The following is a 12,552-nucleotide window of genomic DNA, read 5'->3' on the forward strand; positions in this document are numbered from 1 at the left end:
CACCATCGAGAACAAATCGTCAAGAGCAGATGATCCGCGAGGAGACCCCGGCATGAAGCAATTCAAGAACAAGGTGGCGGCCATCACCGGCGCCGGCTCCGGCATGGGCCGCGCGCTGGCCCTCGCGCTGGCGCGCGAAGGCTGCCAGCTGGCGCTGTCGGACCGCAACGAAACAGGCCTGGCGCAGACCGTGGCCGAGGCGGCGCGCGCCGCGCCCGCGCTGGCGGTCACGCAGCACGTGGTGGACGTGGCCGACCGCGCCGCCATGCACGCGTGGGCCGAGCAGGCCGCACGCGCGCACGGCCGCGTCAACCTGATCTTCAACAATGCCGGCGTGGCGCTGTCCAGCACCATCGACGGCATGAGCTACGACGATCTCGAATGGATCATGGGCATCAACTTCTGGGGCGTGGTGCACGGCACCAAGGCCTTCCTGCCGCACCTGAAGGCCAGCGGCGAAGGCCACGTGATCAACACCTCCAGCATCTTCGGCATCTTCGCGCAGCCCGGCATGAGCGGCTATAACGCCAGCAAGTACGCGGTGCGCGGCTTCACCGAATCGCTGCGCCAGGAGCTGGACCTGCTCGACTGCGGGGTCTCCGCCACCTGCGTGCATCCGGGCGGCATCAAGACCAACATCGCGCAGGCCAGCCGCATCGCGCCCAACGTCGCCGGCTTCCTGGTCGAGAACGAACAGCAGGGCCGCGACGACTTCGAGAAGTTCTTCATCACCAGCGCCGACAAGGCCGCGCGCGCGATCCTCAACGGCGTGCGCAACGACCGGCGCCGCGTGCTGATCGGGCCGGACGCGGTGGCCGCCGACCTGATGGCGCGCCTGCTGCCCGCCGCGTACCAGCCGCTGGTGGTGCGCGAGGCGCGCCGCAAGGGCCCGCTCGGCAAGCCGGCGCCCGCGCGCGGCGCGGTGGCGACCAAGGCCGCCGGCGGCGGAGACGCGCAATGAGCCGCGCCGCCGCCGCGCACGCGCGCCTGCAGCGCCCGCCCGGCACCTTCACGCGCTGGTTCGGCCAGGGCCGCATCGGCCTGTTCAGCCTGCCGCGCGAGACGCTCGCGCGGCGCTACGCGCTGCCCGCCTCGCGCTGGGTGCAGGTGATGGGCACGCTGGCGCACTACACCGACGAAGGCCCGCGCGACGGCGAGCCGCTGTTGCTGATCCACGGCTTCGGCGCCTCGCTGCATACCTGGCAGGGCGTGCTGCCGGCGCTGTCGCAGCACTACCGCGTGCTGCGCGTGGACCTGCCGCCGTTCGGCCTGACCGGGCCGCTGCGCGACGCGCAGGGGCGCATCGCCACCATGGACGTGGACATGTACCGCCGCTTCATCGACGGCTTCTGCCAGGCCGTCGGCCTGCGGCGCGCCAGCGTGATCGGCAACTCGCTCGGCGGCCTGATCGCCTGGGACCTGGCCGCGCGCCGCCCGGCCCAGGTCGACAAGCTGGTGCTGGTCGACGCGGCCGGCTTCCCGATGAAGCTGCCGCTCTACATCGCGCTGTTCAACCACGCGCCGGTGCGCTGGTCGGCGCCGTGGATGCTGCCCGAGGCCATCATCCGCGCCGCCACGCGCGACGTCTACGGCGACGCCTCGCGCGTGGACGAAGCCACGTTCCGCCGCTACGTCGATTTCTTCTACGCCGAAGGCAGCCGCGAAGCGGTGGGCCGCATGGTGCCCAAGCTCGATTTCGCCGCGCTCGACACGCAGGCGCTGGCCGGCATCCGTTCGCCCACGCTGGTGCTGTGGGGCGAGCGCGACCGCTGGATCCCGCCGGCGCACGCGCAGGCCTTCGCCGAGCGCATTCCCGGCGCGCGCCTGCAGCGCTACGCCGGCCTCGGCCACATCCCCATGGAAGAAGATCCGCAGCGCGTGGCGGCGGACCTGCTGCACTTCCTCGCCACGCCCGGCGAGGCATCGCAGCCCGCGCCGCACCTGGCGCCACACCTCGCGCCACAACCTGCGCCACACGCCATCCAAGCCTAGACAGGAGCTCCAGTCATGATGCCAGTCCGACGCGATGTGCACCCCCACCTGCCCGCCAGCCGCATCAGCGACTGGCACGTCCGGGGCCGCCACGTCACCCATTTCGTCAACGCGCTGTCGATCTTCTTCCCCGCCGGCGAACGCTTCTTCATGGACAGCGTGCGCGCCTACCGCGACGACGTGGCCGACCCCGAACTCAAGCGCGCCATCGCCGGCTTCATCGGCCAGGAAGCCATGCACACGCGCGAGCACATCCTCTACAACCGCCTGATGAGCGAAGCCGGCCTGCCCGCCGCGCAGCTCGACAACACCGTCGCCAGGCTGCTCAACCTGCTGCGCCGCATCCTGCCCAGGTCATGGCAGCTCGCGCACACCATCGCGCTGGAGCACTACACCGCGATGCTGGCCGGCGGCCTGCTCGCCGACCCCGACCAGATGGGCGGCTCCGAGCCCGGCTATCACCAGGTGTGGATCTGGCACGCGCTGGAAGAAACCGAGCACAAGGCCGTGGCCTACGACGTGTGGAACACGGTGATGAAGCCCGGCCTCTACCGCTACCTGCTGCGCACCTTCACCATGCTGACCACCACCGCGACGTTCTGGGCGATGGTGTTCGTGTTCCACGTGCGGCTGGTGATGGCCGACCGCGAATGCCGCAACAAGCTGCGCGGGTTCGGCGGCGTGATGTGGTTCCTGTGGGGCAAGCCCGGCGTGCTGCGCAGGATGATCCCGGAGTGGTTCGACTATTTCCGGCCGGGGTTTCATCCGTGGGATCATGACAACCGGGTGGAGCTGGAGAGGATCGGGCCGCTGATCGCGGAGATCGAGGAGACTTCGCGGAGGGCGGGGGTTTCTTTGCGGGCGCCGTCTATTAGGGGGTCGTTTTGAGGGGGATTTTGGGGGTTTAAGGTTTTGAAAAATTAAAGACTTTAAAATCCTGAAGTCAAAGTCAAAGTCAAAGTCAAAGTCTTAAAGTCAAAGGCTTTCGCTCCCCCGGAGCGACCTACTTTCTTTTTTCCGAAAAGAAAGTAGGCAAAGAAAGCGGACTGCCTGGCCGGCAGGGGCAGAAACATTGGAATTGCTGATTGTTGGTGGTTTCGTGGTGGGGCCTGTAGTTCTGCTAGTATCCTGCCGTTACCGGTTTTGGCGGCCACTATTCTGCGAGCGGCGCTGGATTCGTGGTGGCGCTGCATGATGGCGTAGGCCCAGGTAGTTCAGGCTGCTGCCGCGACCGGAGCGGATGCCACGTCATAGGCACGGCACTGGTTTCGTGGTGGGCGCGGTGGCCCCGGCTTGAGACGAGCCCGGCACACTCGCGCCCCGGTCCACGAAGCCCACCACGAAAACATGAGGGTGCTATGTCGTGGCCACCAAAGCCGGTAACGGCAGATGGCAGAACAAGCAGTGCGCTCGCCATCATAGGTCTGACCCCGAGACCAATACCGCCAGCAAGATCGTGGTGGGTCGAACCGGTAACGGCAGGATGCGAGCAGAACCGCAGGCCCCACGACGAAACCACCAACAATCAGAAACCCAACGTTTCTGCCCCTGCCGGCCAGGCAGTCCGCTTTCTTTGCCTACTTTCTTTTCGGAAAAAAGAAAGTAGGTCGCTCCGGGGGAGCGAAAGCCTTTGACTTTGATTTTAAAGATTTTGACTTTGATGTTGACTTTAAGCTTTTAAGGATTTTAAAGCTTTGAAAGTGTATTTAAATACTTTACCAGAAAAGCCAACAACATAACCCAAAAAAGCCCAGCCGTTCAGGCTCCCCCCTCCCCTTCCCCCTCCCCATCATGCAAATGCTCAATAATCGCCGCCACCCGATCGCCAAGATACTTGTTCGCTGACAACTCCAGCGCCCGCATCATCTCCGCTTCCACCGCCACCATCGCCAGCGGGCGGATGCGCCAGAGGATATCCACCAGCCGCGGCACGTCCTGCGGCGGTGGCAGCTTGCCTTCGCCGAAGCGGTCCAGCTCGCGCACCACCATCGCCACGATGCGGTCTGACACCGCCTCGAAATGGCCGCGCGCGTGCTCGATGATGGCGAGCACGTCTTCGACCGGGAAGCCCGCGCGCGCGATTTCGGCGCCGGCGGCCAGCGTGCGCGGGCTGCGCGCGAGGTAGCCCATGCCGTCCGGTTCCAGCAGCCCGAGCGCGATGGCCTTGGCCAGCGCGGGGCGCGATACCGCGCGGCCGAACAGCTTGGCCAGCGCGAGGTAGGAATAGTGGCGCGGCACTTCGTCGGTCCACGGACTGGCGATGGCGGATTCCAGGCCGAGGATGGAGCGCAGGTCGTGGCCTTCGACGATGGCCTTGAGCAGCTCCTGGATATTGTTGAGCGTATAGCCGCGCGCCAGCAGGTGGTTGATCAGGCGCAGGCGGCCCAGGTGGGTCTGCGTGTAGATGCCGACGCGCCCGCGCCGCTCGGGCGGGTCGATCAGGCCGCGGTCCTGGTAGGAGCGCACGTTGCGCACCGTGGTGCCGGCCGCGCGGGCCAGTTCGTCGATGGTGTACTCGGCCGGCGTGCCGCCGGGCGAGGAACTGGGGGATGGCGCGGCCGACGGCGAGGTCGGCGCGGCGCTGCGCTTGAAGAGGGCCATGGCAAAAATTCTACCCGAGTCATGCTGCGCCCGTATGGCCCCGCGGGGCGCTTCCATGCCGCTACAATGTCCGCGGCGCCGGACCCGGCGCGGCCCTTCGTCAACCCCCACCGCACCTTCCCATGCATATCCGCTGGCTCGAGGATTTCGTGTGCCTGGCCCAGGCCGGCAGCCTCGCGCGCGCGGCCGAGCTGCGCAACGTCACGCCGCCGGCGTTCGGGCGGCGCATGCAGGCGCTGGAAGTGTGGGCCGGCGCGCCGCTGATCGACCGCAGCGTGTTCCCGGTGCGCCTGACCGACGAAGGCCGCCAGTTTCTCGAAGCGGCCCAGAGCGCGCTGCGCACGCTGGACGAGACGCGCCTGTCGCTGCGCGCCGCGCGCCGCGCCGACGCCAGCACGGTGGTGATCGCCACCGGCAAGACGCTGGCGCGCTCGATGGTGCCGGCCTGGCTGGCGGCGCTGCGCCAGGCGCTGCGCAACGATCCGGTGGCGGCGGGCTTCCGCACGCGCCTGTCCACCTTTCCCACGCACGACGCGCTGGCCATGTTCACCGAGGGCGATGCCGACTTCCTGCTCTGCTACAACTCGCCCGAGCAGCCGGTGACGCTCGACGGCGCGCGCTACCTGTGCCACCTGGCCGGGGAGGAACGGCTGGTCTGCGTGAGCGCGGCAATGGATGGCGGCGGCCCGCAGTTCAAGCTGCTCGCGCGCGGCCAGCGCGCGCCGGTGCCGATGATCGCGTATGCCGAGACGCTCACGCTGGGCCGCATGGTCAATGGGGAGATCGCGCGGCGCCGGCTGGCCAGCCGGCTCGATGTGATCGCCGTCAGCGACTTTCCCGAGTCGGTGCACGAGATGGTGCGCCAGCGCATGGGCCTGGCCTGGCTGCCGGCGCGGCTGGTCGCCGACGACCTGCGCGCCGGGCGCCTCGTGCGCGCGGGGCTGGAGGCCGGCGGCGAGTCCGACCTGGCCATGCAGATCCTGCTTTACCGCGCGCGCGCGGCCATGCGCCCGCTGGCCGAGGCGTTCTGGCGCGCCGCCGTCGCCGCCTAGCTTCTCCTTCGCCCGCGCGCGCTGGCCGATGCGGTTGCCGAATCGGCAAGCGCCGTTGCCAAAGCCGCACGTTGCTGCGCCCGCCCGCTCTCTAAGATCGCCGCATATCGCCATGTCCGCATCCCGGCGAAGCCACGAAACCACGATCCACGAAGGAAGAGAGCCATGAACAAACTGCTGCGCGCGGCCGCCGCCGCGTCCTTGTGCCTGCTTGCCGGCGCCGCCGGCGCGGCGGGCTGGCCCGCCAAGCCGATCTCGCTGGTGGTGGGCTACACCGCCGGCGGCAGCGTCGACCTGGTGGCGCGCACCATCGCGCCGGAGCTGGGCAAGCGCCTGGGCCAGAGCGTGGTGATCGAAAACCTGGGCGGCGCCGGCGGCACCATCGGCGCGGCCAAGGTGGTCAAGGCCGATCCGGACGGCTACACGCTGCTGATGGGCTCGGGCAGCGAGGTCTCGATCGCGCGCCTGACCAATCCCGCCGTGCGCTACGACGGCGAGCGCGACCTGGCGCCGGTCACCTTCGTCGGCACGCAGCCGATGGTGCTGGTGGGCAAGCTGGCGCTGCCGGCGAAGAATGCCGACGAGCTGATCGCGCTGGCGCGGGCGCAGCCGGGCAAGCTGGCCTACGCCTCGTCCGGCGTGGGCACGCCGCTGAACCTGGCGGGCGAGCTCATCAAGCAGCAGGGCAAGGTCAACATCACGCACGTGCCCTACAAGGGGGCGTCGGCCATGTCCACCGACCTGCTCGGCGGCCAGATCGACCTGGCCGTGATGGTGCTGTCGTCCGCCCTGCCCCATATCCAGGCCGGCCGCGTCAAGGCCTATGGCGTGACCGAGCCGCGCCGCGCCCAGGTGGCGCCGAACGTGCCCGCGCTGGCCGAGAGCAGCGCGCTCAAGGGCGTGGACATGGGCGTGTGGTTCGGCCTGATGGCGCCGGCCGGCACGCCGCACGGGGTCACCGAGCGCCTCAACGCCGAGATGCAGGCCGTGCTGGCGCTGCCCGACGTGAAGAAAAAGCTGGCCGAGGCCGGCGTGGAAGTGGCGCCCGGCGGCCCGGCGCAGTTCGCCGCCTTCGTCAAGCGCGAGACCGCCAAGTACAAGGCCATCGTGCAGACCGCCGGCATCCACGAGTAAAGCTAACGACCACGACGACAGCGGTAAAGGACGGGCGGCAGGCGTACCATTTGCTTGCTGCCAGCGGCGCCCGGATTTCCGGCCGCCAGGATCCCCGCTCAAACAGGCAAGCTGCCACCCCACACACATGCATACCCAAGCCCCCACCTTCGACGCCTACCCGGTCGAGGTCGAATTCCCCGACATCCGTCCCTACGCCGCCGGCAACGCGGGCGTGTCCTATGTGCACACCTTCGACAGCGGCGTGCCCGGCCCGCACGTGATGATCAATGCGCTCACGCACGGCAACGAAGTGTGCGGCGCGATCACCGTCAAGGCGCTGCTGGATGCGGGCCTGCGCCCGCGCCGCGGCCGCCTGACGCTGGCTTTCGCCAACGTGGACGCGTATCACAGCTTCGACGCGGCCAGGCCCGACGCCTCGCGCTACGTGGACCAGGACTTCAACCGCGTGTGGACCGCCGCGGTGCTCGACGACACCGCCCGCGATTCTTCCGAGCTGCGCCGCGCGCGCGCCATGCGCCCGGTGATCGACACCGTGGACCTGCTGCTGGACCTGCACTCGATGCACGAGAAGAGCCTGCCGCTGATCGTCTCCGGCCCGCTCGACAAGGGCATCGAACTGGCGCGCGCGGTCGGCGCGCCGGCCAACGTGATCGTCGACGAAGGCCATCCGGAAGGCCGCCGCATGCGCGACTACGAAGGCTTCGGCGACGCCGCCAGCGCGAAGAACGCGCTGCTGATCGAATGCGGCCAGCACTGGGAAACCGCCTCCGTGGGCGTGGCCAGGGACAGCACCGCGCGTTTCCTGCTCAACGCCGGCATCGTCGATGCCGCCGACGTGCCCGCCGGCTGGCTGCAGCCGCTGCAGCCGCAGCGGGTGGTACGCGTGACCGAGCCGGTGGTGGCCGCGAGCATGGACTTCCGCTTCGCCGGCCCGTACACCGGCCTGGAGACCTTCCCCGAGGCCGGCACCGTGATCGGCTGGCGCGACGGCGAGCCGGTGGTGACGCCTTACCCGGACTGCGTGCTGGTGATGCCGTCGCTGCGCCAGCTGCGCCCCGGCGTGACCGTGGTGCGGCTGGGGCAACTGGTGGGCTGACCGGTCGACCGTCGATCGGCTGGCCGGCCGGCCGCGCGGCCATGCTTCGAGGCAGGACGCGCGGCAAGGTGCACCACAACGAGGCGCTGGCCGCACCGCAAGCAAGCTAGAGCAGCACTTCTAGGCGAATTCACCGCCCGGCAGTCAAGGCCGCACCGGGCCGGCCGTAAACCTCCGCAATGGCGACGCGCCGCAGAGCGCGCGCCGCCCGTGCGCCAGGTGGCGCATGGCACTCATTGACGGAGCTGGTCTTGCGTTCAACTGCCATTGTCCAATCTGCGGCGCCGTCTCTGGCGCCTCCCGCTGCGCGGTCCTCGCACTCTTCCTCGCCGTCGTCTTCCGGCAAGCCGCCGGGCTCCCCGGGCCCCTCCGGCCGCCCGGGCCGCCCGGGCCGCCCGGGCCGCTCCGGGCCGGCCGCCGTGCGTTCGCTGCGCGCGCGGCTGCATCCCGGCGCCTGGAGCATCGGCACCCGCATCGCCGCCGTGGTGCTGCTGGTGCAGCTGGCGGTATTCGGCGCCTATGCGCTGGCCTTGTCGGCCAGCAGCATGGACCTGCTCGAGGCGCAGGCGCGCACCGCCATCGTGGCCGAAGCCGACACCCTGCGCGAACTGGTGGGCCAGCTCGACGACACCATGCTGCAGGAGTCCGACCGCTTCATGCTCAGCTTCGCCGCGCAGGTGCCCGGCCCCTACACGCTGGACGCGGCCGATACCGTGGAGGTGGCCGGCAAGGCCACGCCGCGCTTCAAGAGCGGCGAGGTCACGCTCAACGGCAACTTCGCCATCCCCGACAGCTTCCAGGCCACCACCGGCGGCGCCGCGGCCACGGTGTTCGCGCGCAGCGGCGAGGACTTCGTGCGCATCGCCACCTCGCTGAAGATGCAGGGCGGCGAGCGCGCCGTGGGCACCGTGCTGGACCGCGCGCATCCGGCCTACGCCGCGGTGATGTCCGGCCGCGCCTACCGCGCGCTGGCGTGGCTGTTCGGCAAGCCGTACATGAGCAAGTACGAGCCGGTGCGCGACGCCGCCGGCCGCGTGGTGGGGGCGCTGTTCGTCGGCGTCAACGTCAATGCCGAGCTGGCCATGCTGAAGAACCGCATCCGCCGCAAGCAGGTCGGCGGCGACGGCGAATTCATGGTGATCGACGCGCGCCCCGGCCCCGACCAGGGCCGCCTGATGGTCGGCCGCGGCGCCACCGAAGGCAGCGTGATCCTGGACGCGGCCGATGCCGGCGGCAAGGCGTGGGTGCGCGACATGATCGCCGGCAAGAACGGCGTGATGACGCACACCGTGGCGCTGGGCAACAACCCGGCGGTGGAGCGCGTGACGGCCTTCACCACCTATCCGGACTGGCAATGGGTCATCGCCGGCTCGGTGCCCGTGCAGTCGCTGCGGGCCGGGCTGGCGGCCAGCCGCAACCGCTTCCTGCTGGCCGGCGTGGCGCTGGCACTGGTGGTGTCGGCCGGTTTCTGGTGGCTGCTGCGGCGCATGGTCAGCGTGCCGCTGGGCACCGCCGCCCAGGCCGCGGCGCGCATCGCCGGCGGCGACCTCGGCACGCGCGTGGCGAGCACGCGGCAGGACGAGATGGGCCGGCTGCTGCGCGCCATCGACGGCGTGGGCCAGGGCTTGTCCGGCCTCGTCGGCACCGTGCGCGCGAGCGCGGCGGCCATCGCCGGCAGCACCAGCCAGATCGCCAGCGGCAACGCCGACCTGTCGGCCCGCACGGCCGCGCAGGCGGGCAGCCTGGAGCGCACCGTGTCCAGCATCGACGAGCTCTCGGCCACCGTGAAGCAGAACGCCGACAGCGCCCACGATGCCAACGAGGCCGTGCGCAGCGCCGCCGAGGCCGCGCGCACGGGCGGCGCCACGGTGGCGCGCGTGGTCGGCACCATGGCCGGCATCCACGGCAACGCGCAGAAGGTGGTGGACATCATCGGCATGATCGACAGCATCGCGTTCCAGACCAACATCCTCGCGCTCAACGCGGCGGTGGAAGCGGCCCGCGCGGGCGAGCACGGGCGCGGCTTCGCGGTGGTGGCGGGCGAGGTGCGCGGGCTGGCGCAGCGCAGCGCCGGCGCCGCGGGCGAGATCAAGACCCTGATCCAGCGCACCGTGGCCGACGTGCGGGCCGGCAACGAGGCGGTGCAGCAGGCCGGCGCCGCCATCGAGGACATCGTGCGCCGCGTGGAAGGCATTGCCGCGCTGATGGGCGACATCACGGTCGCCTCGCGCGAGCAGGCGCAGGGCATCGCGCTGGTCAACGGCGCCGTCAACGAGATGGACGACGCCACCCAGCAGAACGCCGCGCTGGTCGAGCAGGCGGCGGCGGCCGCGCAGAGCCTGCACCAGCAGGCGCAGGAACTGCGTCAGGCGGTGGAGGTGTTCAGGCTGGCGTAGCGGGCGCGGCCGGGGCCGCGGGGGTTGCCGGAGCGGCGCCGGCGGCAGCCGGCCTGGCCCGCATGCCGGGCAGGAGCTGCTCCACCACTTCCTCGATCTTCTGCCCGGGCGGGATCAGGTCGCTCAGGTTGATGCCGCCGGCGCTGCGCAGCGCGTCGTATTTCGCCTGGCCGGCGCGCTCGCCGTTGATGTAGACCACGATGTCCAGCGAGCTGAGGAAATCGCGCCAGTACGACTGTCGCTGCGCGTAGTAGGTGGCGGTATAAGGGCAGGCCGCCACCGACGAGCCCGGCGCGAGCTGCTTGAATTCGAAGCCGCGCGCCTCGAGGGACTCGCGCATCGCGCCCAGGTAGGCGTTGCCGCTCGACTGGTTGGTGATCACGCAGAACAGCGTGCCGTCGGCCGGCTGCATGGAGGCGATACGGTCGCCGCGGTCGACCGGCACGACCGCCTGGTAGGTGGCGCAGCCGGTGGCCAGCAGGCCTAGGCTGGCGGCTAGCAATGCTTTTTTCATGATGTTCCTGGGCGCATGGCGGGTAGGCGCATGCTCTCGGCACGCGCGCCCGCCAACTTTAGGCGGGTTGCGGCGCCGTCAATCGGTGGAACAGAGCAGGAAAAACGGCCCGCCAGCCAGAAAAAAGGCCAGCCGGGACCGGCTGGCGAAGAGGGGGAAGTACCCTTGGAGAATCCGGCTGGGCGGGGTGCGTCAGGCCACGAAGGCCTGGCGGCAGCGCAGCGCCATCACCTGCGCCTCGAACGCGCGCGCGGCGCGGCGGGCAAGCTGGTCGCGGCGGCGCAGGCGGGGACGGGCCTCGGCGTGGCTGTCGCGGAGTTGCCGCTGCGCATCGGCGGCGGGCTCCACCACCCGCCACTCGCGGCGCGTGATGGCGAGGATGCTGGCCAGTGCCTGGGCGTGCGGCGCGGTCATGCTGCCCGGGATAAGTCGTTCCATCATGATGTTCGGCCCGGCTCGCGCTCCGGCCCGGGGGGGGGGCGGGACGCGCGGCGGTTGTCGCCTCGTTGTCGTTCGTATCGTGATGGAAAGATACACAGCGCCGCCGCGCGCCATCATCGACGCCGCGCCGATCCTCCTGTGGGATGAGTCCTACAAGTATCGCGGGCGGCATTTTCCCGCCCGCGCGAGTGGCGCAAGCTTGGCAGATCCGGGCCGACGCGGAATCGAAGTGGCGCGGGTGCCGCTCAGCCGGCCGCCGGCGGCGTGGCGAGGCTGCCGACCGCCACCAGGCAGATGGCGGCCAGGAAAACGCCGACCAGCAGGATCTGCAGGCGGCCGACCGGGCGCCCCTTGAGGAAGGCATTGCTGATGAACGGCGGCGACACCAGCCCGACCGCGGTCACGATGAGGATGGTCAGGGCGAGGACGGAGAGCAGGGTTTGCATGCGGAAGCCGGGAGATGGACGGCGAAGCGGCGAGTCGGAGACGAATCGGCAAAAAGTAGGGTGGTTCAGTCGTGGTTCAGTTGGCGCCACCGCGCACCAGGCAGCCTTCCAGGATGGGCGAGCCGTCCAGCTGGCCCGCGCCGGTGCACTCCACTGCCACCTTCTGGCCGCGCCTGACCATGGTGGCGCGCGCCTCCACCTCGCAGGTGCGCCCGGCCGGCCCGCAGATCTGCTGCGGCAGCAGCCTGGCGCGCACCACCAGCGCCGGGCTGTTCGAGCGGATGTCGAGGAACACGTTGTCGCCGCCCTCGCGCCGCACGCCGCTGGCCACGCCTTCGACGATGAAATACTGGCCGCGATAGCGGTCGTCCGCCGCGCCGGGATTGTCCTGGTAGTCGTCCACCAGCGTGTCTGCCTGATATTGCGGCAGCACGTCGGTGGAGCGCGCGGGGTCGATGCTGATCGGGTCGAGCGTGCCGTTGCGCGGCACGCCGCGCGCCATGCTGGCGGGCTCGGCCGCCGCCGCCGCGGCGGCGGATGCGTCGGCGGCGGTGTCCGCCGCGCTCGGCTCCAGCAGTTGCTGCTCATGGTTGCCGGTCAGCCACAGCATGGCGAGCACGGCCACGGCGACGACGCCGATGAGGGTTTTCTGGGTACGGTTCAACATCCGGGGTTTCCTGCGGTAAAGAGGGGCGGGCAAGAAGGGCGGGCAAGAAGGACGGTCAGGAAGGGCGGGCACGGCAGGCCGGCACGGGTGGGCAACGCAGCCGCCGTGGCGGCCGCCACGGCGCCGCAAGGCAGTTTCCCACAACCTTGCCCACAGCTTTGCCCACAGAGTTGTTCGGTCTTCTCCACAGACTTGTCCACAGGCATGGCG

The 12,552-nt window shown here is 70.1% G+C and carries 12 protein-coding genes; 7 read left to right on the forward strand and 5 right to left on the reverse strand.

Going from position 1 to position 12,552, the window contains the following annotated elements:
* Positions 1 to 52 precede the first annotated feature (52 nt).
* Genes ACKI2N_RS00120 through ACKI2N_RS00130 form a run of 3 tightly spaced genes read left to right on the forward strand, consistent with a single transcriptional unit; the run spans position 53 to position 2,880 of the window.
* Entirely contained in the window at positions 53 to 961 is a 909-nt protein-coding gene (locus ACKI2N_RS00120) for an SDR family NAD(P)-dependent oxidoreductase (RefSeq protein WP_420995134.1), read from the forward strand.
* A complete protein-coding gene (locus ACKI2N_RS00125; RefSeq protein ID WP_420995135.1) occupies positions 958 to 1,992 on the forward strand; it encodes an alpha/beta fold hydrolase in 1,035 nt (344 codons plus the stop codon). Before ACKI2N_RS00120 ends, ACKI2N_RS00125 begins: the two co-directional genes overlap by 4 nt.
* 15 nt (positions 1,993 to 2,007) lie before the next feature.
* Positions 2,008 to 2,880 (forward strand): metal-dependent hydrolase, encoded by an 873-nt coding sequence (locus ACKI2N_RS00130; RefSeq protein WP_420995136.1) that lies wholly within the window; start codon positions 2,008 to 2,010, stop codon positions 2,878 to 2,880.
* An 870-nt stretch (positions 2,881 to 3,750) separates the two neighbouring features.
* Here the strand turns inward: ACKI2N_RS00130 and ACKI2N_RS00135 are convergent.
* Positions 3,751 to 4,593, reverse strand: coding sequence for a MerR family transcriptional regulator (locus tag ACKI2N_RS00135; protein WP_420995137.1), 843 nt, complete (start codon positions 4,591 to 4,593; stop codon positions 3,751 to 3,753).
* A gap of 122 nt (positions 4,594 to 4,715) precedes the next feature.
* Here ACKI2N_RS00135 and ACKI2N_RS00140 point away from each other — a divergent pair, with 122 nt between their 5' ends.
* The 4 genes from ACKI2N_RS00140 (at position 4,716) to ACKI2N_RS00155 (ending at position 10,274) form a co-directional block, all read left to right on the forward strand.
* On the forward strand, positions 4,716 to 5,645 hold the full coding sequence (locus tag ACKI2N_RS00140; protein ID WP_420995138.1) for a LysR family transcriptional regulator: 930 nt from the start codon (positions 4,716 to 4,718) through the stop codon (positions 5,643 to 5,645).
* A gap of 165 nt (positions 5,646 to 5,810) precedes the next feature.
* Positions 5,811 to 6,779, forward strand: a complete 969-nt coding sequence (locus ACKI2N_RS00145) for a Bug family tripartite tricarboxylate transporter substrate binding protein (RefSeq protein ID WP_420995139.1) — start codon at positions 5,811 to 5,813, stop codon at positions 6,777 to 6,779.
* Between the two features lie 127 nt (positions 6,780 to 6,906).
* Positions 6,907 to 7,878 (forward strand): M14 family metallopeptidase, encoded by a 972-nt coding sequence (locus ACKI2N_RS00150; RefSeq protein ID WP_420995140.1) that lies wholly within the window; start codon positions 6,907 to 6,909, stop codon positions 7,876 to 7,878.
* A 428-nt stretch (positions 7,879 to 8,306) separates the two neighbouring features.
* The gene (locus ACKI2N_RS00155; protein ID WP_426990851.1) at positions 8,307 to 10,274 is read left to right on the forward strand and encodes a methyl-accepting chemotaxis protein; all 1,968 of its coding nucleotides are present in this window, start codon (positions 8,307 to 8,309) and stop codon (positions 10,272 to 10,274) included.
* On the opposite strand, the gene ACKI2N_RS00160 is transcribed toward ACKI2N_RS00155, so the two are convergent.
* From ACKI2N_RS00160 to ACKI2N_RS00175, 4 genes are all read right to left on the reverse strand, one after another.
* A complete protein-coding gene (locus tag ACKI2N_RS00160) occupies positions 10,261 to 10,788 on the reverse strand; it encodes an Sbal_3080 family lipoprotein (protein ID WP_420995142.1) in 528 nt (175 codons plus the stop codon). The genes ACKI2N_RS00155 and ACKI2N_RS00160 overlap by 14 nt on opposite strands.
* A gap of 192 nt (positions 10,789 to 10,980) precedes the next feature.
* Entirely contained in the window at positions 10,981 to 11,229 is a 249-nt protein-coding gene (locus ACKI2N_RS00165) for a hypothetical protein (protein WP_420995143.1), read from the reverse strand.
* 245 nt (positions 11,230 to 11,474) lie between these two features.
* On the reverse strand, positions 11,475 to 11,675 hold the full coding sequence (locus ACKI2N_RS00170) for a hypothetical protein (RefSeq protein WP_420995144.1): 201 nt from the start codon (positions 11,673 to 11,675) through the stop codon (positions 11,475 to 11,477).
* Positions 11,676 to 11,751: 76 nt separating this feature from the next.
* Complete coding sequence (locus tag ACKI2N_RS00175) at positions 11,752 to 12,342, reverse strand: OB-fold putative lipoprotein (RefSeq protein WP_420995145.1); 591 nt, start codon at positions 12,340 to 12,342, stop codon at positions 11,752 to 11,754.
* Positions 12,343 to 12,552 lie beyond the last annotated feature (210 nt).

Origin of the sequence: Cupriavidus sp. 30B13 (assembly GCF_049059565.2) — a bacterium.
Taxonomy (GTDB): domain Bacteria; phylum Pseudomonadota; class Gammaproteobacteria; order Burkholderiales; family Burkholderiaceae; genus Cupriavidus.